The sequence below is a fragment of the Cytobacillus praedii genome, assembly GCF_001439605.1.
GTDB lineage: Bacteria > Bacillota > Bacilli > Bacillales > Cytobacillaceae > Cytobacillus > Cytobacillus praedii.
The window spans coordinates 20,169-45,447 of record NZ_LMBX01000021.1 but is presented as its reverse complement, the minus strand read 5'-3'; the positions used below and the strand labels follow the sequence as shown (position 1 = coordinate 45,447).

The following is a 25,279-nucleotide window of genomic DNA, read 5'->3' as shown; positions in this document are numbered from 1 at the left end:
TTTGGAATGCACAGATTCCATATGCTAAACAGGTTAAGGCATTGACCGAAAGGGTTGAGGATTTAGAAAAGATGATGAAATAAAAAAAAGCCCTTCTTTTGAGAGGGGCTTTGTTAATTTAAATCTCTATCAGTACCACCTTTGTCGTAATCCCAAATCCCATCATTATCCATGTCTCTATCGGTACCACCCTTATCATAATCCCAAAAACCATCATTATCAGCATCTCTGTCGGTGCCGCCAAGGTTATAATCCCATATCCCATCACCACCGGAATTGCTACTTTCATCATCAGAATCACCAAAGATGTTACCTGGATATTCTGTAGGTATATCAATGGTTCTACTGTTATTCTCCATTTCATCTACTCTTGAAGTAAGTATATTTATTAATATTTCATTTTCGTCGTTAGTGGATACTAATAGTTGGTAATCATCTTTTAGTGTTTCTAATTCGAGTGTTAGTTCCTCGTTTTCTGATTCTAATGTTTTAATTATATTTTCTAATTCTTCAATAGTTGTCTCATAATCAATAGATGCTTCTTGTTCTACAGTTGTTTGGCTACTACATCCACTCAGAATAAGTATTGATATCAATAATAATCTTTTCATTTTCATCATCTTCCTTCTTAGAAAGGTAAATCATCCGGTGGATCTATTGGTTCTATTTGTTTCACAAGCTCTGTAATATCGTGCTTCTCATCCCACACGACTTTATGAATTATTATTTTTCTACAGCCAAATTCTCTCCATCGTTGTTGAATCCACTCATAAGCAACAATTCCAACTGCCCAATCAGCATCTTTTTTAAAGTCTTTATCTTTAACGTAAAATGATGCTCGACTGGCACTAATGCTGTCTTCTACATTCAACTGTATTTCGATTTGTACCCTCATTCTCTCTCTTCCTTATCTTCAACCCAATGGTATAACTGATTGACATTTATCTCTAATAAATCTGCTAACAAAAACAACTCCGGTCCATTAGGATGTGTTTTTCCTATACACCAATTTGATAATGTCCCTCGCGATACATTCAATTGTTCCTGTATATATTCCCTTTTTAATTTACTATTTGCTATTAGTTCACCTATTTTACTTTGGTACATTTGTATCACCCAATCTAATAATTCGACAAGTCTGTCCTAATACCTTGAATAAATTTTTGTTCATTTTTGATTAAAAAATTATGCAAGACACGCATTATTTAGGCGAATATCCATACAATGCACTATACAAGGAAGGAGGGAAAGAAGTTGGACCCCTTTACATTCGGGATTACATTTGTCGGGGTATCAGGTGGAGTATTCATGATATTACATGCATTAGAGCAGTCCGGTCTTTCGATTAATAAGGACATGATTCACCTTATGATGGAAGCAAGCAAGTTTGGGGCGATCCTATGGTTGTTGAAAGAATTAAGCAAGGTATTCTTCTAAGAATGGTGCGAAAAATGAAGTGTTCATTGTAGTGTGCAATTTTTAGATTTATTGATGATTGGTTTGTTTAATTTTGTTCTTTATTTTAGGGCTTTAATATGTTATCACATATCTTTTTTATTCCATGTCTCTCATAAAAAATTAAGAGGGTGTTTTAGTGATTGAATGGTTCGTTTTGCCGTTAGCGATAGCTGGAGCTGCATTCATACCAAAGGGTAAAATGTCCGATAAAAAGAAAATGGAACAAATATTTATTAATTTAAAAATCGGGATAGAAAAAGAAGAAAACATGAAATACCCTAAATTAATTCGAAGAGTAACAAATGAAACTTATACCACTTATCTATACTCCCTCCCTTTAGGAATCCCATCGGAAACTTTTGAATCCTTAATGCCAGCAATTAAAGATGGACTAAATAAAGAAGTTGATTTTGAATTTGATGGATTACTAAAAATCCATGTGTATGATAAAAAATTGCCAACAAAATGGAATTACAATTATGAATTATTAAGACCAGGAACATGGGAAGTACCAATTGGGCAGAATCATCAAGGAGTCCTTTATCATGATTTTGAAAAGTATTGTCACTTATTAAATGGGGGAGTTACTCGATTTGGAAAAACTGTGTTTATGAAAGGAGTATTAAATACACTCATCCTTAACAATCCAGCAGATGTTGAATTTTATATTTTGGATTTGAAAGCAGGGCTAGAGTTTTACAAATACAAATCACTGCCACAAGTGAAAGAGGTTGCTTGTGATGTATATGAATCTGCTGAAGTATTAGCTTATCTTACTGAACAATTAAAACAGAAAGAGGTTATGTTTCGTGAAAAAGGTTACTCAAATATCATTGATACGCCCATTAAAAAGCGTACTTTCATTATCTTGGATGAAGGGGCCGAACTATCTCCAAGTATCGTCAAAACAAAAGAAGCGAAAAAATTCGCGGAGTTTTGTCAGGCAGCATTAAGTGAGATTGCTCGGATAGGTGGAGGTTTAGGGTATCGACTCATTTATGCAACTCAGTACCCTACAAAAGAAGCTGTCCCGATGCAAGTGAAGATGAACATTGTTGCGCGGTTATCCTTTATTTGTGCTTCACAAGTAGCTAGTAGGGTGCTTTTAGATGAAACTGGAGCTGAGGATTTGCCATCTATTCCAGGAAGGGCAATTTACCTTATTGAGAAGAAAAGAACCGTACAGGTGCCGTATATTGACGATAAGATGATGTTTAAAATGATGGAGGAAAGAGAAGATGAAATACTCAACTCAGGAAAGGATAGAAAGCCTGTTAACGACAATAGATCAACTGGACATGGTGAAGATCAAACACCTTCAGCAAATTCATGATTTAAAAAGTTATCGTAATGCTTGCCGAGTAGTAAAGCAATTAGGGCCATATGTTAATGAGGCATATTATATGAAGGAAAAGGTTATTTATCTGAATAAACAGGGAAAAGAATTAATCGGTTCAACCAAGGAAGATAACAAAAGGCACTTCATTGCACACACTTTTCTAAGAAATGAAGTGTTCATTTATTTTAAATGCCCGCATGACTGGAAAAATGAACATCTGTTAGAAACCATATTAGTTCCAGAAAATTCTTTTGGAATACAGTTTAAGCATGTTAACTTAGGGACAAAAAAGAAAGTAATCAGTGATGCTTCATTTAAACGTAACGGATACTTACATTTAATTGAAGTTGATAATGCAAGGAAGATGATTGATAACAAAAAGAAAATTGAAACCTATAAAAATGTACTGCCAGCTTTTAAAGAACAAACCCCTATTCTTTACTTTTTTACTACAACAGAGGATAGAAAAAGGAAGTTAAAGGAACAATTACAAGGTGTAAGAAATCAAGTTTTTACATTTAAAGATATAAGATGAATCCTCGAAGAGAACAAAGGTAAAAAAAGATGGCCACCGTTTGACCACAACGATGACCACACGCTTGTTGCAAAACATGCAAACAAGGATATAATACTAGGAGTAAGAACTTCTGAACATGCTGATAACGCTACATTATGCATTTTATGCACGTTACTAGGTGTAAAGAAAAAATATTGACAAATAATTATATGACAGCTATAATTACCTTTGTTGCCTTGGGGTGATTCGTATGAAATGGACTTTAAGTCAGTTACAAAAATATCGAAGCAAGGATTTTCCGTTTGATGAAACTGTCAATGTCGATGAGATCAAAAACACTGATCCAACGATTAGAGACGCTTCACCAATGCATATAACGGGTCGAGCAGATATTGACTCTGCTAAGGTGACTTTTCATTTAAAAATAAACGGTCACTTAATACTTCCTTGTTCTCGTACTTTAGTTGACGTAAAATTCCCAATTAATGTGGAAACAACAGAAACTTTCCTCTTAAAAGGTTTGGATTATGAAACCGAAGAGGAGGTTCATCAGGTAAAGGGTGAAGTGATTGATCTTATGCCGGTCATTCAAGAGATCCTAATACTTGAGGTTCCCATGCAAGTGTTCTGCACCGATAGCAGTGAAGAAGGCGCTCCGCAATCCGGAAAGGATTGGGAGGTTATTCAAGAGCGAGACAAAGAGGAAAGAATTGATCCTCGTCTTGCGGGACTTGCTCAATTTTTTGATCAAAATGATCCTTCTTCCGATTCATAAAAGCGGAAGAAAACAAGTAACTATTTGAAGAATCCAGCATGATCTGGCCTTCATAACTTTTTAAGGAGGTGGGAAGAATGGCTGTACCTTTTAGAAGAACTTCTAAAACTGCAAAAAGAAAGCGTCGTACCCATTTTAAATTACAGGTACCTGGTATGGTATCATGCCCAAACTGTGGTGAAATGAAACTTGCTCACCGCGTATGTAAAGCTTGCGGAACATACAAAGGAAAAGAAGTTGTTAATAACTAATTTCCAACTGACATAAAAAGCACAAGAACAAATTGTTCTTGTGCTTTTGTCGTTTTCTAGGTAATTAAATATTTGAAAATGTTGATAACTAATAATTGAGCTGGTTAGAAGTCGTGCTCCTGCCTCTCAGGTTTTCCGAGATAACAAGCTAATCTTAAAGGATACCTTTCCGGCAGGATGTCTTGTTCTTGATGGGAAATCAATGCGCTATTACATTTGATTTTTGTTAATATATACATAAAAACGTTGAGGGAGATATTCATGAAACCATATATGTTAGAAGTACATGAGGATGGACTAGCGGTTTTTACAATTAACAGACCTGAAAAGAGAAATGCCATAAGTTATGAAATAATGGATGGGCTAGGGGAAGCACTGGCAGCAGCAGAAGAAGATCAGATAAAAGCATTAGTGATTACTGGTGCAGGTGACAAGGCGTTTTGCTCAGGAGGAGATTTATCTTCCTTTCACCAATTAAAAACCGAGGAAGAGGCATTTGAGATGTTAAATCGAATGTCTGAGCTGCTCGTTCGATTGTTTTTCTTACCCAAACCAACTATTGCCCTATTGAATGGGATTGCTGTAGGCGGAGGCTGTGAGCTAGCTTCTGCTTGTGATTTTCGGCTGGCAAGGAAGGAAGTCAATGCTGGATTTATACAAGGTACGCTCGCAATCACTACAGGATGGGGCGGAGGGACCTTTCTGTCTGAAAGGGTCACTTCTTCAAATGCAATGAAAATGCTAATGGAGGCTTGTTTGTATAATAGTGATGAATTAAAAGATATGGGTTTTATCCAATCGGTATATACTGGTGATCCGATAGAAAGCTGCCGAACCTTTTTAAATAAAATGCTAGTACTAGAAGGGGATGTATTAAAATCTTATAAAGGGATGTTTATAAGGAAATGGAAAGAAGCAGGAGTGGAAGAAAGAGTGAAGCAAGAAGTCAGAAATTGTGCAGTATTGTGGCAAGGGGAAGCTCATCATAAGCAAGTAGATAAATTTTTGAAAAAGTAAAAACCAAAGATAATTGTGAAGTTTCAAACAGGATATCAGTCTATCTTTTCTAGCATAAGCATATTATTAATAAAAAACACTAGGAGGATGAACTGATGTCATCAACTCGACAAGATGCATGGACTCATGATGAAGATTTGCTGCTTGCAGAAATTGTGCTCCGTCATATAAGAGAAGGAGGAACGCAGCTGCAAGCATTTGAAAAAGTTGGCAAAGAACTAACAAGGACAGCTGCAGCATGCGGCTTCAGATGGAATTCATATGTTAGAAAACAATATAAATCTGGGATTGAGCTTGCAAAAAGACAAAGAAAAGAAAGAAAACTGAATAATCTGCCCTTAGAGGATAAACAGCCGGATACAAACCAGATTCTTGAGGCAGAGACAGTTACGTCTCAAGAAGAGAAGAAGGTGTGGGGGTTTGAGGAATTAGTTGCTTACTTAAAAGATTTATATGAAAAGGCTGAACAGTCAAGCATGCAAGATGAAAATATTAAAACAAATGAAGAACGGATTCAAAGCCTTGAAAAGCAATTGTATTACCTTGCTTCCGAAAATGAAAAATTACTTAAAGACTTAAACTCTATTCAAGCAGATTACAAGGCGTTAATCAATATAATGGAAAGAGCAAGAAAGCTTGTTGAATTAAAGGATGAGGATCATGAGCAGAAAGTATAGATGTTAAATGAAAATTATTTATTAATTGAGAAAAGCGGACATATACATTGTCCGCTTTAACATTAATGAAATAGACTTTTTAATGTAATTGCTCCTTAACACCGTCTGGATACCAAACAAGCGGATTTTCTCCACGGTCTCTTTCCATTTCATAAGCGACAGAAGAGAACCCCATCTTATCCCAAAAGTCTTTGGATTTAACTCTTGGATTTGTTTTAATAGGAAGCCCGAAGCTTTTTGCATATTCAACAAGTGCTTTTCCATACCCTTTATTTTGATAATCAGCAATGACTTCAAGTTTCCAAAGCTCTAAATAATCTTGAGCAGGTTCAAAATAACGGTCAAACTTTTTCTCTACTTGATAGAGGCTCATCCTAGCAACGAGTTTATCCCCGAAATAAATCCCATAGAAAGGAGAAACGCTATCATCTTCAATAATATTCGCCTCAAGATCTTCAAGCATTGAAAGCTCTTGTAAACCATATTCTCTAAATTTTTTAAACTCTTCAAGTGTTTTGTAATTTACTTTTAACTTTTCAACCTTATACATCATCGCTTTCCTCTCCTTCTTTGCTGCAATAGATGAATAAATTAATTATTACTATTTAAGTTAAAATTTCGATGAAAATATATCTTTCTATAATTCTTATTATATAACAAAGAAACAAAAAATTCTGCACTTATATCTCTAGTTACTTTTAAACTTTATAAAAAAATAGGAAGCGTTTTCAAATTTAGCAGGAAAAAGAGAAAAGATTGTAGAAATATATTGTATTGTAGAAAGATTATGAAAATAATAATGAAATAGATAATCTTTCTATGCTTGAAATGCAGATCACTTTTAAATAAACATCAAAGATAGAAGGGGGATCTTGGGTGAAGAAAATTCTAATTGCAAATAGGGGAGAAATCGCCTTACGGATTATGGATACTTGCCATCAAATGGGAATTGAAACCGTTGCTGTGTTTTCTGATGCTGACTCGGATATGCCTTTTGTTAAAAAGGCAACATATGCTTTCAATATTGGCGAACCAGCCGTAAATAAATCTTATTTACGAGCAGAGGTTATCCTCGAGATTGCCAAAAATGAAGGAGTAGATGGGATTCATCCAGGATATGGTTTTCTTTCTGAAAATGCAGCTTTTGCAAGAGCTGTGAATGAAGCTGGAATTACTTTTATCGGACCCGATCCAGAAACGATCGAATTAATGGGTGATAAAATTGTTTCAAGAAAGACAATGATGGATGCTGGGGTTCCGGTTGTACCAGGCAGTGAGGAAGGAACTTCAACACTAGAAGAAGCAATTAGACTTGCAGAATCTATGGGCTACCCTGTCATGCTGAAAGCTAGTGGCGGAGGCGGTGGAATTGGGATGGTGCGCTGTGAAAATGAGCAAGCGCTCGCTAAGTCATTTGGCTCAACAAAAGCACGTGCGAAGGCGTATTTTGGTTCTGAAGAGGTATTTGTAGAAAAGTATATTAATAATGCCAGACATGTAGAGGTTCAAGTTTTTGGTGACCAGTATGGAAATATTGTTCATCTCTTTGAAAGAGATTGCTCCATTCAAAGAAGACACCAAAAGGTTGTGGAAGAGTCGCCGTCGCCATTTTTATCAAACTCAGCCAAGCAAAAAATGTATGAGACGGCCATAAGGGCTGCTGAAGCCGTAAATTATAAAAATGCAGGAACCATTGAGTTTATTGTTGATGAACAAGAAAACTTTTACTTTCTGGAAATGAACACACGATTGCAGGTCGAGCATCCTGTAACAGAGCAAATTACGGGACTAGATTTAGTAAAGTGGCAAATTCTTGTAGCAAGAGGGGAAAAACTGCCGCTTGCTCAAACTGAGATACAGCAAAAAGGGCATGCGATTGAATTTCGCTTGTATGCAGAAGACCCAAGAAGCTTCCTCCCATCACCAGGAAAGATGGAAGAGTTTCAATGGAAAGAGTTTCAGGGTGTACGTGTGGATTCTGGGTATGCGTCAAGTTCAACCGTTACTCCCTATTATGACCCGATGATAGCTAAATGTATTATTTATGGAGACACACGAAAAGAGACAATTGAAAGAGCAGATCATTTTTTCAAGGATCTGATTATTACAGGGATTAAAACAAATGCTCCGTTATTTAAGGAAATTATAAAGGATTCAGATTTTATTAATGGCAATTATTCAACAAGCTTTTTAACGAATAAAACATTCATCGCAAACTAGGAGGAATAGATTATGAAAGAAATTACATCATCAATGGCGGGAACTGTATTAAATATTATGGTTGGCAATGGGGATGAAGTAACCGCAGGTCAAGAAGTATTAATGATTGAATCAATGAAAATGGAGATTCCGATTGAAAGTCAAACAGAAGGAAAAGTATCGGAAGTGAAAGTGAATATTGGCGATTTTGTAAATGAAGGAGATGTGTTGTTAGTCCTGGAATAACTTGGACTAGTGTTCGCCATTTTTAACGAGCAAGGAGGATGATTTGAATGACAGCTGCAAATACATTAATAGAAAAGCTTAAGGAAAAAAGCCGTGAAATTGAAGCGGGCGGGCATTCGAAATACCATGAAAAATTGCTAGAGCAAAATAAATTATTTGTTAGAAAAAGACTTGAACTCCTTTTTGATAATGGAATGTATGAAGAAGATGGGAAATTTGCGAATTGTGCAGAAAAAGATTTGCCAGCAGACGGAGTTGTTACAGCGACTGGTAAGATTAATGGCCAAACTGTTTGCGTAATGGCCAATGATTCTACGGTCAAAGCAGGATCATGGGGAGCAAGAACGGTTGAGAAAATCATCCGTATTCAAGAAATGGCCGAAAAATTAAAGGTACCTCTTCTTTACCTTGTGGACTCTGCTGGTGCAAGAATAACAGACCAGCTTGAGATGTTTCCGAATAGACGAGGAGCGGGACGGATTTTCTATAATCAAGTTAAGCTTTCAGGGATGATTCCGCAAATTTGTTTATTATTCGGACCTTCTGCCGCTGGAGGAGCGTATATACCGGCTTTTTGCGATATTGTGATTATGGTCGATAAGAATGCTTCTATGTACCTCGGTTCACCAAGGATGGCTGAGAAGGTAATCGGTGAGAAAGTTACCCTTGAAGAAATGGGTGGAGCAAGAATGCATTGCTCGGTTAGCGGTTGTGGTGATATTCTCGCATCGAATGAAGAAGAAGCGATTAAACTTGCGAAAACTTACCTTACATATTTTCCTGCGAGTTTTAAAGAAATGCCTAAGAATCATGAGCCTGTTGAACCAAAACAAGGTCGAGATTTAGAGGAAATCATTCCTAAAAATCAAAATGCACCATTTGATATGTATGAATGTATTGATGCATTAATTGACGAAGGCAGTTTTTTTGAGATCAAAAAGCTCTTTGCTGCGGAGATCGTAACTGGCCTTGCACGAATAGGCGGGCGAACAGTAGGAATTATTGCAAATCAACCGCGTGTAAAAGGCGGAGTTCTCTTTGTTGACTCTGCTGATAAAGCAGCAAAATTTATCCAGCTTTGTGACGCATTCCATATTCCATTGCTATTTCTTGCTGATGTCCCAGGCTTTATGATCGGTACAAAAGTTGAGAAGGCTGGTATTATCCGTCATGGAGCAAAGCTTATCGCGGCGATGAGCTCTGCAACGGTTCCGAAAATATCAGTAATCGTTAGAAAAGCATACGGAGCAGGATTGTATGCCATGGCAGGTCCTGCATTTGAACCAGATTGTTGTATCGCCTTACCTACTGCTCAAATAGCAGTAATGGGCCCTGAAGCAGCGGTAAACGCGGTTTATTCAAATAAGATTGAAAAAATTGAGGATCCGAAAGAAAAAATAGCATATATTCAAGAAAAACAGCGGGAATATAGTGAGCATATTGATATATATAAATTAGCTTCAGAATTAATCGTTGATGATATTGTCTCTCCATTTGACTTAAGAAATGTACTTATTGAAAGATTTGATTTGTATGAAACAAAAGAATTAATATTTAGTGTTCGTAAGCATCCTGTATATCCTGTTTAATCCTTCTTGGCTCCTTCCTCTTTTGATGAGAAGGAGTCTTTTTGCATTGATTGAGTCATTCTGTAACTTTCTTCCCAACATTTTTTAGTTTTCTGTTAAAATATGACTAAATACTTAAAATATAAGAGGTAATTATGAAAATAGGGATCATTGGTGGAGGATCGATTGGTCTGTTACTTGCTCATTATTTAATGAAGCATCATGAAGTTCACGTTTTTGTCCGTTCAAAAAGGCAAATGGACATATTGTTAACAGAAGGTTTAATTTTTGAAAAGAAAAAAAAATTGATCAATGAAAAGATAAATGTTTCATTATTTTCAAGCTGGGATGCTGAAGAAGAATTAACCATAATAGCGGTGAAACAGTACCAGCTTTCTTCAATTATTGAAAAAATTAAAGTTTCAAATAAGTTAGCAAACGGCTCATTCGTGTTTCTCCAAAATGGAATGGGACATTTAAAAATGCTGAAAGAGCTATATAATAAAACGATTATTGTAGGTACTGTAGAGCATGGTGCAAATAAAATAAAAGACAATCATATCTTGCATACAGGGGAAGGGCAAATTAATTTAGCCCTTTATCAAGGAAATAACAGAACAGAATTAGCTGAATTATTAGCAATCCCCATTGAGAACTTTCCATTTATGTTTCAGGAGGATTACTATGAGATGCTATTACAAAAGCTCATTGTTAATGCAGTTATTAATCCATTAACGGCTGTGCTAAATGTAAATAATGGCATGCTCCTTGAGAATTCTCATTATTATTATCTTTTTAAAAAATATTATGAGGAATTAAGTGTAATTTTGAATATAAATAATAAGGAAAAAACCTTTCGGCATTTAGAAGATATTTGCAGAAGCACATCAGAAAATCGTTCGTCTATGCTAAAGGACCTGGATGAACATCGTCCGACAGAAATTGAAGCAATTCTCGGCTTTGTTCTTGAAGAAGCAAGAGAAAAGCAATTAAAAGCTCCGTTTTCAGAAAATTACTATCATCTGATTAAGGGAAAGGAGTATGAAGGGAGGAAGAATTAGAATGGGTTCTATTTTTTCATCGATTATTGCTACTTTTGCGACAATTCCGCTATTAGGCTATTTAATAGTCTTTATTATTTGTAAACAAATTACGAAGAAACATCGTCGTTCCGTACATATTGCTTTAGATATCACTACATTATTGTTTATTTTTTCAGTTCATCATTTAATTCTAACGATCTGGGAACATAATTATTTTTGGTTGATTATTTTGTTTATGCTAATTATCGCCATTGCTTTTGTGCTTGTTTTTTGGAAAATAAAGAAAGAAATTGACTTCTCGCGAGTTTTCCGAGGCTACTGGCGTTTTAATTTTCTTTTGTTTCTTATGGCGTATGTCGTTCTAACTATTATTGGTCTTGTTCAAAGTGTAAATACATTTGTTGCAATGCAATAATATTCCTTTTATATGAAGCAGTAGTTGTTTATTCTTCTTTTGAAAATTCTGCAAGACAAACTTTTTTCTTTTCATTACGGACAATGATATACTCTTATGGTAATAATGAGAAATGAAAAACTCCATTTGATTCAAGAGAGAATGGAATGAAAACTAATGATAAGAAAGGAAGTTCAAAAATGGAGATTCTAAATCTCTCATTACCGGCTACGAACCGGTTTGCAACTGATTATCTGGCACAGACACCAGAAATTCAGAGCTATTTTCATTATCGATTTAATGATCATTTAGAATATGAAAAAAGATTAATCGAAATACAACAACGTTCGTACATGAGGAATGAGCTTGCAGCACACATTGAAGAATACATGGACAAATTTCCTGCATCGGAAAAGGTTAAAGAGTCAATTGAGAAGTTTAAGGAAAGTAATAGCACTGTCATTATAGGTGGTCAGCAGGCTGGGATCTTAACTGGCCCTTTATATACGATACATAAAATTATTTCGATCATTGCTCTGGCTAAGCAGAAGGAAGAGGAACTGAATGTTCCTGTTGTTCCGGTATTTTGGATAGCTGGTGAGGATCATGATTACCAAGAGGTTAATCATGTTTTTGTTGAAAGAAATAACAAAATAGAAAAAAAGATATATCCAGAAAAAGTACTTGATAAAAGAATGGTTTCTACAATTGACCTGAACCATAACCTTTGTTATCAATGGGTTGAAGGGATCATTAAATCCTTTGGTGAAACAATCCATACAAAGGATTTACTACAGGTTTTTGATAAGGCTATACACGAATCAAAAACCTTTGTAGATTTCTTTGCATGGATTGTAATGCATCTTTTTAAAGACTCCGGGCTATTAATCATTGACTCAGGTGACGAGAAAATCCGGAAACTGGAAAAAGAATTCTTTATTAAGCAAATTAATGATTGTAAGGAAATCACGCAAAAAGTGAAAGCGCAGCAAGAAGAGCTAAAATCGAATGGATTTGAACGTACGCTTGATATTAGCGATCAAGCTGCGAATCTTTTTTATTATGATCAAGAAAATAATGAAAGAATATTACTTGATTATAACGGTGAAAGCAAACAATTTATTGGCAAGAATGGTCAAGTTCAATTGACGCTTGAGCAGATGCTCGAATTAGCTGGTGAATTTCCGGAGAGGCTCAGTAATAATGTTGTTACGAGACCGTTAATGCAAGAGTGGCTTTTTCCGACCCTTTCATTTATTGCTGGACCAGGGGAGATTGCATACTGGGCTGAGCTAAAACAAGCTTTCGAATGGTTTGGATTGAAAATGCCGCCGATTGTGCCGCGGTTAAACATCACACTATTGGATCGCTCAATTGAAACAGACATGGCTGAACTTGGATTAGATTTACGAGAAACCTTACTGGTTGGAACAGAAAAGAAAAAAAGAGATTTCCTTCAAAATTTAAAGGATGAAAATCTTGATAAGCTTTTTGAGAAAATGAAGCAAGAGTTACTTTTTAATTATGAAAAGCTTGAGGCTTATATAACAACGGAAAATATAGGAATGCTTCCCTTACTTAAAAAGAATGAAGGAAAAGTAATTGATCAAATCGTGTTTATGGAAAATAAACTGGAAGAGTCCGTACAAAGGAAATACGAAGTTGTTATTAATAAATTTGATAGGGTAGAAAATGCTCTTTGGCCAGCTGGATCACCGCAGGAAAGAACACTAAATAGTTTTTACTTTATTAATCAGCATGGCCCAACACTTATTAATGATCTTCTTAATGGCAATTTTACTTTTGATGGCACACACAAAATCATTCGTATTTAACCAAAGATGGACCCTTTCTTTAAAACATAAAATAATAATTATCAACAAAAAAAGACTGCATCTCTTAATTGATGCAGTCTTTTTTTGTTGAAGAGAAGAAGTCAAGCGAACTACCTGCATTCTTTTGTAGGGAAAAGACGAACGAAAAAATGGTGAAATTCTAAAATTTGTAAAGGGGATTACAACTTTCAATAGAATATTAAAAATATGTGGAGGAAAGTGGGGGAATGTGGTACATTTGAGTAAGAAAGTGGGGTTAGTGGGCATGTTCATGGGTGAATATCATCATAACGTTGATAGCAAAGGCCGATTAATCGTGCCAGCCAAATTCCGTGACAATCTAGGAGAAACCTTTATTCTGACAAGAGGTCTAGATCAATGCTTATTTGGCTACCCAAAAGATGAATGGATATTGTTAGAGGAAAAGCTAAAAGGCTTGCCGCTAACGAAAAAGGATGCCCGAGCCTTTACCCGTTTTTTCTTTTCAGGTGCAACTGAATGTGAAATTGATAAACAAGGAAGAATAAATATTGCTTCCCCGCTCCAGCAATATGCAAAAATTGAAAAAGAGTGTGTCGTTTTAGGTGTATCAAATCGTATTGAAATATGGAGCAAGGGAATTTGGGAAGATTATTTCTCCGATTCAGAGGAATCTTTTTCCGAGATTGCAGAAAATATGATTGGGTTTGATATCTAAATGGCCGAAAAGCCTCCAGAAAGGTGGACAACTATGTTTGAACATACAACAGTGTTATTAGAGGAAACGGTAGATGGCCTAAATATTCATCCTGACGGAACCTATGTGGATTGTACGTTAGGAGGGGCTGGACACAGTGAATTAATCTTGTCCAAACTCTCAGATAAAGGCAAGCTCTACGCTTTTGATCAGGATGATACGGCAATCGCACATGCAAAAGAAAAACTAGCTAAATACGGTGATCGAATAACTATCATTAAGAGTAATTTTCAGTATCTTCAAGAGGAATTAGAGCAAATAGGAGTTAAGAAAGTTGATGGAATCTTATATGATTTAGGTGTTTCTTCTCCGCAATTGGATACCCCAGAGCGAGGGTTCAGTTATCATAATGATGCTCCCCTCGATATGCGAATGGATACGGAAGCAAAGTTTTCCGCCTATGATGTTATCAATCATTGGAGTTATTCTGATTTAGTGAAAATTTTCTTTAAATACGGAGAAGAGAAATTTTCGAAGCAAATTGCCAGAAAAATTGAAGCGGCAAGGGAAACGGCACCAATTGAAACAACAGGTGAACTTGTTGAATTAATCAAAGAAGCTATCCCGGCTCCTGCAAGAAGAAAAGGCGGTCACCCAGCAAAACGAGTTTTTCAAGCGATCCGAATTGCTGTTAATGATGAATTAGGTGTTTTTGAAAAATCATTGCAGCAAGCGATTGATTTGCTAAATACAGGTGGAAGAATTAGCGTGATCACCTTTCATTCGCTTGAGGATCGTATTTGTAAAGCCACGTTTAAAAAAGCGAGTGAGACACCTAATCTGCCACCAGGGCTGCCAGTAATTCCGGATGAATATAAGCCCATTCTTAAACTAATTACTAGAAAACCAACTCTTCCATCTGAAGAGGAGCTTCTGCAAAATAACCGGGCGAGATCTGCAAAACTGCGTGTAGCTGAAAAATTATGAGATCTCAAATAAAAAAATGAAACAGGAGGGAATTTATGGGTAACCTAGCACGAAAGCTTCATCAGGAACAGCATCAAGAGCAGCAAAAACAAATGGTAAAGGCTCCAAAAAAAGTAAAGGTAAGAAGTCCATGGCTTTCTCCTGGTGAAAAGATATTGGGGATTATTTTTACAGGAATGGTTTGTTTTGGAGCAGTTCATATTGTTTCTAATCAAGCGGATATATATGGAGTGAACAAAGATATTCAAGATACAAAAAAGATGATTCAAGAACAGCAAAAAGTGAATGGTGATCTTGAAATGCAAGTGGGAGAACTAAGTACATACGAACGTATTTGGTCAAAAGCAAAAGAATTAGGACTAAAATTAAATGAAAATAATGTGAAGGTTGTGCAAGATTAATGATAAAAAAACAGCCGAATATTAATTTTGGAGCAGCGATATTATTTGTAATATTTGGCCTGCTCTTTTTTGTCTTACTGTATCGTTTTATTTCAATTCAAATTACTGGGGAGGCAGGTGGAGAAACACTTGCTGTAAAAGCTCAGCAAAAGTATGAAAAGGAAAGAACAATCGAAGCGAAGCGCGGAACTATTTATGATCGCAACGGTGAAGTCATTGCAACCGATACAAACTCATACAAATTGATTGCGATTTTAGATGAGAGCATGACAACGAATAAAAAAAATCCAAAGCATGTGGTCAATCCGGATAAAACAGCAAGAGAGCTTTCTAAAGTAATTGATATGGGAGAGTCGGAGATTTATAGACTCTTAACGAAATTAAATGATAAAAATGAGCTGCCCTTTCAAGTAGAGTTCGGGAAAGCAGGAAGAGACTTATCTAATCAAAAGAAAAGGGAAATTGAAGAGTTAGAACTGCCGGGCATCACTTTTATTAAGGATACTAAACGATTCTATCCCAATGGAGTTTTTGCGTCTCATTTAGTTGGATATGTAGAGAAGAAGGAAAACAAAGATAATAAAACAGAAACTGTCGGCATGTTAGGACTTGAACAAAGCCTGAATGATGTTCTGACTGGGAAAAATGGAAAAGTAAATTATGAGAGCGATATTTGGGGATATTTATTAGCTGATACGAAGGAAAAAGTAACACCTGCTGTTGATGGCAAGGATATTTATTTAACACTGGATAAGAAAATCCAAACGTTTCTTGAGGATTCAATGAGTAAGGTGGATGAAAAATACAAGCCAGAAAAGATGATTGCAATTGTAGCTGACCCGAAAACAGGGGAGATTCTGGCAATGTCACAAAGACCTTCTTTTCACCCGAAAACAAAGGAAGGAATTTCTAAAACATGGCATAATGAAGCAGTTGAGAACTCCTTTGAGCCAGGCTCAACAATGAAAATTTTCACATTAGCTGCTGCGATTGAAGAAGGCGTCTTTAATCCGAATGAATTATATAAATCAGGCCGATATGCTGTTGACCCGAAATCAAGACCTGTCGGTGACCATAATAATGGCCAGGGCTGGGGAACTATATCCTATTATGAAGGAGTACTTCGTTCCTCAAACGTTGCTTTTGCAAAAATTGTGAAAGAAAAACTTGGCTATGAAACTTTCCGTGAGTATCTCACAAAATTTAAATTAGATCAGCCTACTGGTATTGAATTGCCTAATGAGGCGGCAGGGAAAATTCAATATGAATGGCCGCGGGACAAAGCAACAACAGGCTTTGGGCAAGCATCGGTAATCACTCCGATTCAGCAAGTTCAAGCAGCAACAGCAGTTGCGAATGGTGGAACGATGATGAAGCCACATGTTATAAGCAAAATTGTTGATCCAAATAATAAAGATTCTGTAGAAAAAACGGAACCGGAAGTAAGCGGAAATCCAATTTCCGCCAAAACAGCAAAAGAGGTAAGAGATATTTTGGAGGATGTCGTTTCCACTCCAAAAGGGACTGGTTATAAATTATTTAATATTGATGGCTATGAGGTTTCTGGGAAAACAGGAACAGCACAAATACCGAAACCAGGCGGAGGATATTTGACAGGACGTCAAAATCTTTTCTTTTCTTTTTTAGGAATGGCTCCGACTGACGATCCTAAATTAATTGTGTATGTTGCTGTCCAACAGCCGCAAATCGATCTTCATACGAGCGGCGCACAGCCAGTGGCAGATATATTTAAACCAGTTATGAAGAGCAGTCTTCAATACTTAAATATCGAGCCTGAGGAACAGAAAAAAGTTCAATACGAGAAAATTCCAAGTGTAATTGGGTCATCTGCAGAGGAAGCAAAAAATATATTAAGTAAGAAGGGCGTAACTCCGATTATAATGGGCAAAGGAAAGAAGGTTATCGATCAGCTTCCAGCAAAGGACACCAAACTGATGACAGGGGAAAATGTTGTGCTGCTAACAGATAATGAGCAAATGATTCCTGATATGACTGGCTGGTCGTTAAGGGATGTCATGAAGGTTGCTAAATTAGGTAATTTAGAGCTGAATTCTGTTGGCAATGGCTATGTTGTGAAGCAAAACCTGAAACCTGGATCAACATTTAAAGAAGGAGATTATTTAATTGTAGAGCTGGAGCTTCCGAGTAAGAAATATATGAAGGCAGAAGGAGATGAAGAAGAAGCTGGTGAAGATAATGTAGATTCCGAGGAAGAAAACGTTGAAGTTCAAGATTAAATATTCTATTCAAAAAGGTACAAGCATATATTGGAACGAGCCATAATCTAAGGAGGTTCGTTCTTGCATGCGTGTTTCAAATGTGACAGTAAGAAAACGCTTAATGATTGCTTTAGTAGTTGGGATCCTTGTCTTCTTTATCATTGATTTACGTCTTGGGTATGTCCAGTTTTTTCTTAGTAATGCCTTAACTGATGGAGCAAAGGAATTATGGAGCAGGGATATTCCTTTCGAGCCTGAAAGAGGAGAAATAGTGGATCGGAATGGAGTGCCACTTGCTACAAATGTAAGTGCACCAACGATATATGTTGTTCCGAGACAAGTAAAGGATTCGAAAGATACAGCCGAAAAATTAGGTTCTGTTCTAAATGCCTCTAAAGAAAAGATTCATACAGACATTACAAAGCGTGAAATGTACGTAAGAATATCTGGCGGAAGAAAAATCTCTCACGAGAAAGCGAAGGAAATAAGGGCATTAAATCTTGAAGGTGTCTATATTGGCGAGGATTCTAAACGTCATTATCCTTTCGGAGACTACCTTTCACATGTGCTTGGCTTTGCGGGGATTGATAATCAAGGACTAATGGGACTTGAGTTATATTATGATAAAGAATTAAAGGGGAAGAAGGGATCTGTTCAGTTTTATGCGAATGCAAAGGGTGAACGGATGAATGATATGGCCGATGATTACCAGGCGCCTGTCGATGGATTAGATTTAAGACTAACAATTGATTCAAAGGTTCAGACCATTATGGAACGAGAGTTGGATATTGCCGAAGCAACGTATAATCCAGATGGGATTATCGCTATCGCAATGAATCCAAATAACGGTGAGATTCTAGGGATGGCAAGCAGACCAGGATTTGATCCTGCAAATTTCCGCAATGTTTCCCCAGAAATATTTAATCGAAATTTGCCGATTTGGAGTACGTATGAACCAGGATCAACCTTCAAAATTATCACATTAGCTGCCGCTTTAGAGGAAGGAAAGGTTGACTTAGAAAAAGATCATTTTCATGATCCAGGCTTTGTCAAAGTCGGAGGTGCACGCTTAAGATGCTGGAAGAAAGGCGGACATGGAAGCCAGTCTTTCCTAGAGGTTGTCCAAAATTCCTGTAATCCTGGTTTCGTTGAGCTTGGCGAACGTTTAGGGAAAGAGAAACTGTTCAAGTATATTAAGGATTTTGGATTTGGAGAAAAAACGGGAATTGATCTTCAAGGTGAAGGAACCGGAATCTTGTTTAATCTTGATCGTGTTGGTCCGGTAGAACAAGCAACAACTGCATTTGGCCAAGGGGTTTCTGTTACACCGATTCAACAGGTAGCTGCCGTTTCAGCAGCAATAAACGGGGGTACCTTGTATACACCTTATGTTGCAAAAGAACTGGTTGATCCTAAAACAGGAGAAATCGTAATGAGGAAAACCCCAAATGCGAAACGAACAGTTATTTCCAAAGATACGTCAGATAAAATTAGATACGCATTAGAAAGTGTCGTCGCTCAAGGCACTGGCGGAAATGCATTTATTGAAGGGTATCGAGTAGGCGGGAAGACGGGGACTGCACAAAAGGCGAAAGGTGGAAAATATCTAGAGAATAATCATATTGTGTCATTTATTGGGTTCGCCCCTGCAGATGATCCAGAGCTAGTTGTGTATGTAGCTGTTGATAATCCGAAAGGAACAATGCAATTCGGCGGAGTAGTCGCGGCTCCAATAGTTGGGAATATTATGAAAGATAGTTTAAGAGCGATAGGTGTAGAACCTAGAAAAGATCAAATAGAAAAAAAATATAAGTGGCCTGATGTTCCGATGATTGAAGTGCCTGATTTAGTAGGAATAACAAAACAAGAGTTGGGTGAATTATTTATAAACTTGAAAATTGATGCAAGCGGAACAGGTAATAAAGTAGTAAAACAGACACCTGAAGCAGGCATAAAATTAAAAGAAGGTTCAACAATTCGACTATATTTTGATGAGGAATAAATCTTTCTAAAGGGCGGCCTCATTGCTGCCCATATTTCCACTGTCTTTTCCAATTATAAACAAATAGCTAAATAGGTAGATTTCATGTAAAATGAAAATCGCGATGATTGTGGGGGTGATTGAGATGAAATTACATACGCTCATTTCTTATTTGCAGCCATATAAGACTTACAGCGGAGAAAACCCAGACATATCTTCAATTGAAAATGACAGTAGAAACATCCAGAAAGGCAGCCTGTTTATTTGTATTAAAGGATTTAATGTTGATGGACATGACTATGCAGAATTAGCCGTTCAAAATGGTGCAGCTGCAATTATAGCGGAAAAGGATATGAACCTTCCTGTTCCTGTCATTGTAGTTCCTAATTCAAAAAGATCAATGGCTGTGCTAGCTGATGCCTATTTCGGACAGCCAAGCAAGAAGCTCCATTTAATTGGTATTACTGGTACAAATGGAAAAACAACCATAAGTCATATAATCGAAAAGATCATTTTTGATTCAGGGAAAAAAACAGGGTTAATTGGCACCATGTATACTAAAATTGGTGGAAAAGAATATGAAATAAAAAATACGACACCTGATAGTTTAACCTTGCAGAAAATTTTCAAACAAATGGTCGACGCTGGTGTAAGTTCTACAGTTATGGAGGTTTCCTCACATGCCCTTGATGAAGGACGGATTCATGGGTGTGACTTTAATATTGCTGTATTTTCAAATCTAACCCAGGATCATTTAGATTACCATAAAACAATGGAAGCCTATAAACAGGCAAAAGGGCTGTTATTTTCTCAGCTTGGCAGTTGTTTTCAGCATAATCCTCCTAAATTTGCAATAGTAAATAATGATGATGAAGCGTCAACATCGTTTATAAGGGCAACGGCGGCACATATATTAACATATGGAATTGATAAAAAGTCAGACCTGCAGGCGAAAAATATTCAAATGACTTCTAATGGAACAACATTTGAGTTAATAAGTCCGTTTGGCAGCTATAGCGTATCCATGCAGCTGATCGGTAAGTTCAGTGTGTATAATGTGCTTGCAAGCATTGGAGCAGGCATCGCAACTGGGATACCTATTGAAAAAATTATTCAATCAATCAAAGAAGTAAAAGGGGTTTCAGGACGTTTTGAAACGGTAGATGCAGGGCAGGACTTTTCTGTTATTGTCGATTATTCTCATACCCCAGACAGTTTGCAAAATGCTCTTACTACAGTAAAGCAGTTTGCGAAGAAAAGGGTATTTGTCATTGTTGGCTGCGGAGGGGATAGAGATCGTTCAAAACGCCCGCTTATGGCAGAAATTGCTTGCCGCTATAGTTCTGATCCAATCTTTACATCTGATAATCCAAGGAGCGAAGACCCAGAACAAATCTTAAAAGATATGGAAGAGGGAGTTCAAGGATATCAATACAAGACTATAATTGATCGAAAAGAAGCCATTAATTACGCAGTCAAAGCGGCAAATGCAGGGGATGTTATTTTAATTGCTGGGAAGGGGCATGAAACATATCAAATAATAGGTCATCAAATTATTCACTTTGATGACCGAGAAGTAGCAAAAGAGGCGATAGAGGGGCGATAAAATGTTTTTAACGTATGGTGATTTAGCGAAACTGTTTCCAAATAAATATGGGATACAGGATAATGAGCTGTATTTTCATACGGTCGCGTCAAATTCAGCTGTATTGCAGCCGAAGGGAATATTCATTCCTTTTGAAGAAGGATCAGGGAAGCTGAGTCAGGCGATAGAAAATGGAGCAATTGCTGCATTATGGGATCAGAGAGAACGTATCCCTTCCTATACTCCTAATCATTTTCCAATTTTTATTACAAATGACTTATTGAAAGGCTTAAAGGACATGATGGAACTATATATAGAAAATATAAGTAATGTGAATATGAATCAAACACGAAAAGAAGTAACGAATTTTCTTTTTTTAGATGAAGTACGTCTGAAAGAAAACGAATCAACATATGATATTGCTGTAATGGCAGAAAAAATACTTACTGTAAAGGAACAGCTCCAGATCGGAAAGGAGGGAGCAAAATGATGGAGAAGGTTATTATTTTCACAATTATCATGGGCTTTTTAATATCAGCATTGCTTTCTCCGCTTTTTATTCCCTTCTTACGGAGGTTAAAGTTCGGGCAAAGTATTCGAGAAGAAGGTCCGCAGTCTCATCTGAAAAAATCAGGGACACCAACGATGGGGGGAATTATGATTCTTCTCTCCATTACAATTACAACGTTGGTTATGACTAGTAAATTTTCTGAACCAACAATGAAAATTTATTTGCTTCTGCTAGTAACACTGGGATTTGGCTTACTCGGATTTTTAGATGATTTTATCAAAGTAGTTATGAAGAGAAACTTAGGTTTGACTTCATTGCAAAAATTGCTTGGGCAAATTGTTATATCCGTTATTTTTTACCTTGTTCTAAGACAAAATGAGTTTTCAACGGCGATTCATATCCCCTTAACAGATTACTCTTTTGATTTAGGGTGGTTTTACGTATTCTTTATTATTTTCTGGCTTGTTGGTTTTTCAAATGCAGTAAATCTTACCGATGGCTTAGATGGTCTGCTCTCTGGGACTGCAGCAATCGCTTTTGGAGCGTTTGCTGTTTTGGCGTGGAATTTGTCTCAGTTTGAAATATCGATCTTTTCTGTTGCAGTTTCTGGTGCAGTTCTAGGTTTTCTAGTTTTTAATGCTCATCCGGCAAAGGTTTTTATGGGAGACACTGGCTCGCTTGCATTAGGTGGAGCGATTGCGGCGGTCGCGATTTTAACAAAGCTGGAGATCATATTAATTATTATTGGCGGCGTATTTGTTATCGAAACGCTTTCAGTAATTCTTCAGGTTATTTCTTTTAAAACTACGGGAAGAAGAATTTTTCGCATGAGTCCATTACATCATCACTATGAGTTAGTTGGTTGGTCAGAGTGGCGTGTAGTTGTTACATTTTGGACTGTTGGTTTGCTGTGTGCAATTCTTGGAATTTATATCGAGGTGTGGATGTAATTGAAACAGATTAATCACTATCTTCATAGAAAAGTACTAGTCCTGGGACTAGCAAAAAGCGGGGTTGCTGCAGCTTCTTTATTACATAAGCTTGGTGCATTTGTAACCGTAAACGATTTTAAGCCTTTGTCAGAGAATGTTGAAGCACAAGAGCTTCTTGAACAGGGGATTACGGTAATTTGTGGGGGGCACCCTGTAGAATTGCTTGATGAAGGGTTTCAGCTAGTTGTTAAAAATCCAGGTATACCTTATCACAATCCAATGATTCAAAGAGCGATTGAGATGGGAATCCCTGTTATTACTGAGGTCGAGCTTGCCTATCAAATTTCTGAGGCTCCTTTTGTTGCTATTACTGGAACAAACGGAAAAACAACAACAACTACGCTTGTTTTTGACATGCTTAAAAAAGGTGAAAAACTCCCGCTTATCGCTGGGAATATTGGGACTGTTGCTTCAACTGTTGCACAGGAGGCATCACCTGAAAACACGATTGTTATTGAACTTTCCTCGTTTCAGCTAATGGGCATTGAAACATTTAATCCAAGGATCGCAATATTAACGAATCTTTATGATGCACATCTCGATTATCATGGGACAAGAAAAGATTACGTGCAAGCAAAAGCAAATATTACTAAAAATCAGACTTCAAGCGAATTTTTTATCGTCAATGCTGAGCAAGAGGAAACGATGGCTGTTGCAAAAGAGTCAAACGCCAAAATTATTCCTTTCTCAACTAGACGAGTATTGCAGGAAGGTGCTTATATCCGGGAAGGCTGGATTTATTTTAATGATGAACCAATCATGGAAACTAAAGATATTCTTTTGCCTGGGGCGCATAATTTAGAGAATATCTTATCTGCAATAGCGGCTTCAAAGCTTTCAGGTGTTAATAATCAAGCAATATTTAATGTGTTGAATACATTCTCAGGAGTTAAACATCGCCTGCAATTTATTTCTGAATTTAAGGAAAGAAAATTTTACAATGATTCAAAGGCAACGAATATGCTAGCAACACAAAATGCAATTGCTGCCTTCAAAGAGCCGATTATTCTATTGGCAGGTGGATTGGATCGGGGAAATGAGTTTGATGAGCTAATTCCCTATTTAAAAAATGTAAAATCGGTTGTTACATTCGGACAAACAGCAGAAAAAATCGAACGTGCAGCTAAAAGTGCAGGAATAAAAACAATTAAGCGTGTCGATAATGTGGAAAAAGCCGTACCCGTAGCCTACCAGCTATCTGAACCAGGGGATGTGATCCTTTTATCTCCTGCTTGTGCAAGCTGGGATCAATATAAAACTTTTGAGGTCAGGGGAGACATTTTTATACAAGCGGTGCATATGCTTAAGTGAGGGCTTGGACACGATTTATTAGAAATACAGCATGGTGAGTCATCTTATTCGCTTGTATGCGAGTTAAAGCTTTCGTTACAAAGCCCTAAAACTTGCATTCGAGGTGTTTTAGTTGCCAACAAAAAGAACGACTCCCGATCTAATATTAATAATCGTAACACTTACATTGCTTGCTGTAGGACTGACAATGGTATACAGTGCGAGTGCAGTATGGGCAGAGTATAAATTTAACGATTCCTTTTTTTTCGCAAAAAGACAAATGCTTTTTGCAGCTGTTGGGATCGCGGCCATGTTTTTCATTATGAACATTGATTACTGGACTTGGAGAACTTGGGCTAAAGTTATTATTATTATCTGCTTTGTTTTATTAATAATAGTACTAATACCAGGGATTGGGAATGAAAGAAATGGATCAAGGAGCTGGATTGGTGTAGGTGCTTTTTCTATTCAGCCGTCCGAATTTATGAAGCTTGCAATGATTTCGTTTTTAGCCAAATTTTTATCTGAAAAGCAGAAACTGATTACTTCATTTAGAAAAGGATTAGTTCCCTCCTTAGGATTAGTATTTTTAGCTTTTGGACTTATTATGCTGCAGCCAGATTTAGGAACAGGGACGGTAATGGTCGGTACATGTATTGTTATGATTTTTATTGCTGGTGCAAGGATACGCCATTTCGTCATTCTAGGACTCATTGGTTTATCTGGATTTGTCGGCCTTGTTCTTTCAGCTCCATATCGGATGAAGAGAATTACCTCATTCTTAGACCCATGGGAAGATCCATTAGGAAGCGGTTTTCAAATCATACAATCCTTGTATGCGATTGGACCAGGCGGATTATTCGGATTAGGTCTTGGACAAAGCAGGCAGAAATTTTTTTACCTGCCTGAACCGCAAACAGATTTTATTTTTGCTATTTTGTCCGAGGAACTAGGGTTTATCGGCGGTTCTTTCGTCATCTTATTATTTGCTCTGCTGCTATGGAGGGGAATAAGGATCGCGCTTGGGGCACCAGATTTATATGGGAGCTTTCTTGCAGTAGGAATTGTGGCGATGGTAGCCATTCAGGTAATGATAAACATTGGGGTTGTTACCGGATTAATGCCAGTAACTGGTATTACTCTTCCGTTTTTAAGTTATGGGGGATCTTCATTAACCCTTATGCTGATGGCTATTGGTGTATTATTAAATATTAGCCGTTACTCAAGATTTTAATGACCAACCCTGTGCAGCAGGGTTTCTTTTTATTTTTCTTGTGTAATAAAACTTTTTTGTTGA

At 36.9% G+C, this 25,279-nt stretch carries 27 protein-coding genes; 23 read left to right on the top strand and 4 right to left on the bottom strand.

What is annotated here, in order from left to right:
• Positions 1–113: 113 nt before the first annotated feature.
• The 3 genes from ASU02_RS19350 to ASU02_RS19340 are packed head-to-tail and all read right to left on the bottom strand — an operon-like array spanning position 114 to position 1,107.
• Positions 114–611, bottom strand: coding sequence for a hypothetical protein (locus ASU02_RS19350; protein ID WP_157684540.1), 498 nt, complete (start codon positions 609–611; stop codon positions 114–116).
• A 17-nt stretch (positions 612–628) separates the two neighbouring features.
• On the bottom strand, positions 629–895 hold the full coding sequence (locus tag ASU02_RS19345; protein ID WP_057766675.1) for a hypothetical protein: 267 nt from the start codon (positions 893–895) through the stop codon (positions 629–631).
• Entirely contained in the window at positions 892–1,107 is a 216-nt protein-coding gene (locus tag ASU02_RS19340; RefSeq protein ID WP_057766673.1) for a helix-turn-helix domain-containing protein, read from the bottom strand. The genes ASU02_RS19345 and ASU02_RS19340 overlap by 4 nt, the downstream gene beginning before the upstream one ends.
• Positions 1,108–1,254: 147 nt before the next feature.
• On the opposite strand from ASU02_RS19340, the gene ASU02_RS19335 reads away from it, so the two are divergent.
• The 7 genes from ASU02_RS19335 (at position 1,255) to ASU02_RS19305 (ending at position 6,034) form a co-directional block, all read left to right on the top strand.
• The gene (locus ASU02_RS19335; protein WP_057766671.1) at positions 1,255–1,437 is read left to right on the top strand and encodes a hypothetical protein; all 183 of its coding nucleotides are present in this window, start codon (positions 1,255–1,257) and stop codon (positions 1,435–1,437) included.
• Positions 1,438–1,594: 157 nt separating this feature from the next.
• On the top strand, positions 1,595–2,791 hold the full coding sequence (locus ASU02_RS19330; RefSeq protein ID WP_057766669.1) for an FtsK/SpoIIIE domain-containing protein: 1,197 nt from the start codon (positions 1,595–1,597) through the stop codon (positions 2,789–2,791).
• Positions 2,697–3,332, top strand: coding sequence for a hypothetical protein (locus ASU02_RS19325; RefSeq protein WP_157684539.1), 636 nt, complete (start codon positions 2,697–2,699; stop codon positions 3,330–3,332). Before ASU02_RS19330 ends, ASU02_RS19325 begins: the two co-directional genes overlap by 95 nt.
• A gap of 232 nt (positions 3,333–3,564) precedes the next feature.
• Positions 3,565–4,089: a YceD family protein gene (locus ASU02_RS19320; protein ID WP_057766665.1), complete on the top strand. Its 525-nt coding sequence runs from the start codon at positions 3,565–3,567 to the stop codon at positions 4,087–4,089.
• Between the two features lie 77 nt (positions 4,090–4,166).
• The gene (gene rpmF, locus ASU02_RS19315) at positions 4,167–4,340 is read left to right on the top strand and encodes a 50S ribosomal protein L32 (RefSeq protein ID WP_053475556.1); all 174 of its coding nucleotides are present in this window, start codon (positions 4,167–4,169) and stop codon (positions 4,338–4,340) included.
• Between the two features lie 261 nt (positions 4,341–4,601).
• Positions 4,602–5,357, top strand: a complete 756-nt coding sequence (locus ASU02_RS19310) for an enoyl-CoA hydratase/isomerase family protein (protein ID WP_057766663.1) — start codon at positions 4,602–4,604, stop codon at positions 5,355–5,357.
• 95 nt (positions 5,358–5,452) lie between these two features.
• On the top strand, positions 5,453–6,034 hold the full coding sequence (locus tag ASU02_RS19305) for an RsfA family transcriptional regulator (protein WP_057766662.1): 582 nt from the start codon (positions 5,453–5,455) through the stop codon (positions 6,032–6,034).
• 79 nt (positions 6,035–6,113) lie between these two features.
• On the opposite strand, the gene ASU02_RS19300 is transcribed toward ASU02_RS19305, so the two are convergent.
• Positions 6,114–6,587, bottom strand: coding sequence for an N-acetyltransferase (locus tag ASU02_RS19300; RefSeq protein ID WP_057766660.1), 474 nt, complete (start codon positions 6,585–6,587; stop codon positions 6,114–6,116).
• 323 nt (positions 6,588–6,910) lie between these two features.
• Here ASU02_RS19300 and ASU02_RS19295 point away from each other — a divergent pair, with 323 nt between their 5' ends.
• From ASU02_RS19295 to spoVE, 16 genes are all read left to right on the top strand, one after another.
• On the top strand, positions 6,911–8,254 hold the full coding sequence (locus tag ASU02_RS19295; RefSeq protein ID WP_057766658.1) for an acetyl-CoA carboxylase biotin carboxylase subunit: 1,344 nt from the start codon (positions 6,911–6,913) through the stop codon (positions 8,252–8,254).
• 12 nt (positions 8,255–8,266) lie between these two features.
• On the top strand, positions 8,267–8,479 hold the full coding sequence (locus ASU02_RS19290; RefSeq protein ID WP_057766656.1) for a biotin/lipoyl-containing protein: 213 nt from the start codon (positions 8,267–8,269) through the stop codon (positions 8,477–8,479).
• A gap of 47 nt (positions 8,480–8,526) precedes the next feature.
• Positions 8,527–10,068: an acyl-CoA carboxylase subunit beta gene (locus tag ASU02_RS19285; protein ID WP_057766654.1), complete on the top strand. Its 1,542-nt coding sequence runs from the start codon at positions 8,527–8,529 to the stop codon at positions 10,066–10,068.
• 134 nt (positions 10,069–10,202) lie between these two features.
• The gene (locus ASU02_RS19280) at positions 10,203–11,108 is read left to right on the top strand and encodes a 2-dehydropantoate 2-reductase (RefSeq protein WP_057766651.1); all 906 of its coding nucleotides are present in this window, start codon (positions 10,203–10,205) and stop codon (positions 11,106–11,108) included.
• A gap of 1 nt (position 11,109) precedes the next feature.
• Positions 11,110–11,505 (top strand): DUF3397 domain-containing protein, encoded by a 396-nt coding sequence (locus ASU02_RS19275; protein WP_057766649.1) that lies wholly within the window; start codon positions 11,110–11,112, stop codon positions 11,503–11,505.
• Between the two features lie 146 nt (positions 11,506–11,651).
• Complete coding sequence (gene bshC / locus ASU02_RS19270; RefSeq protein WP_232426301.1) at positions 11,652–13,319, top strand: bacillithiol biosynthesis cysteine-adding enzyme BshC; 1,668 nt, start codon at positions 11,652–11,654, stop codon at positions 13,317–13,319.
• Positions 13,320–13,584: 265 nt separating this feature from the next.
• Positions 13,585–14,016, top strand: a complete 432-nt coding sequence (gene mraZ, locus ASU02_RS19265; RefSeq protein WP_057766647.1) for a division/cell wall cluster transcriptional repressor MraZ — start codon at positions 13,585–13,587, stop codon at positions 14,014–14,016.
• Between the two features lie 33 nt (positions 14,017–14,049).
• Positions 14,050–14,982 carry a 16S rRNA (cytosine(1402)-N(4))-methyltransferase RsmH gene (gene rsmH, locus ASU02_RS19260; protein ID WP_057766645.1) on the top strand — a complete coding sequence of 311 codons (933 nt, stop codon included), beginning with the start codon at positions 14,050–14,052 and terminating at the stop codon, positions 14,980–14,982.
• Positions 14,983–15,017: 35 nt separating this feature from the next.
• Entirely contained in the window at positions 15,018–15,383 is a 366-nt protein-coding gene (gene ftsL, locus ASU02_RS19255) for a cell division protein FtsL (protein WP_057766643.1), read from the top strand.
• Positions 15,383–17,641, top strand: coding sequence for a penicillin-binding protein (locus tag ASU02_RS19250; protein WP_057766641.1), 2,259 nt, complete (start codon positions 15,383–15,385; stop codon positions 17,639–17,641). The genes ftsL and ASU02_RS19250 overlap by 1 nt, the downstream gene beginning before the upstream one ends.
• Positions 17,642–17,708: 67 nt before the next feature.
• Positions 17,709–19,625 carry a stage V sporulation protein D gene (locus tag ASU02_RS19245; protein ID WP_057766639.1) on the top strand — a complete coding sequence of 639 codons (1,917 nt, stop codon included), beginning with the start codon at positions 17,709–17,711 and terminating at the stop codon, positions 19,623–19,625.
• Between the two features lie 124 nt (positions 19,626–19,749).
• Positions 19,750–21,210, top strand: a complete 1,461-nt coding sequence (locus tag ASU02_RS19240; protein WP_057766637.1) for a UDP-N-acetylmuramoyl-L-alanyl-D-glutamate--2,6-diaminopimelate ligase — start codon at positions 19,750–19,752, stop codon at positions 21,208–21,210.
• A 1-nt stretch (position 21,211) separates the two neighbouring features.
• Positions 21,212–21,679 carry a hypothetical protein gene (locus ASU02_RS19235; RefSeq protein ID WP_057766635.1) on the top strand — a complete coding sequence of 156 codons (468 nt, stop codon included), beginning with the start codon at positions 21,212–21,214 and terminating at the stop codon, positions 21,677–21,679.
• Positions 21,676–22,650 carry a phospho-N-acetylmuramoyl-pentapeptide-transferase gene (mraY, locus tag ASU02_RS19230; protein ID WP_057766634.1) on the top strand — a complete coding sequence of 325 codons (975 nt, stop codon included), beginning with the start codon at positions 21,676–21,678 and terminating at the stop codon, positions 22,648–22,650. Before ASU02_RS19235 ends, mraY begins: the two co-directional genes overlap by 4 nt.
• Complete coding sequence (murD, locus tag ASU02_RS19225) at positions 22,651–24,003, top strand: UDP-N-acetylmuramoyl-L-alanine--D-glutamate ligase (RefSeq protein WP_057766632.1); 1,353 nt, start codon at positions 22,651–22,653, stop codon at positions 24,001–24,003.
• 112 nt (positions 24,004–24,115) lie between these two features.
• Positions 24,116–25,216, top strand: a complete 1,101-nt coding sequence (gene spoVE / locus ASU02_RS19220; protein WP_057766630.1) for a stage V sporulation protein E — start codon at positions 24,116–24,118, stop codon at positions 25,214–25,216.
• The last annotated feature ends 63 nt before the right edge of the window (positions 25,217–25,279 follow it).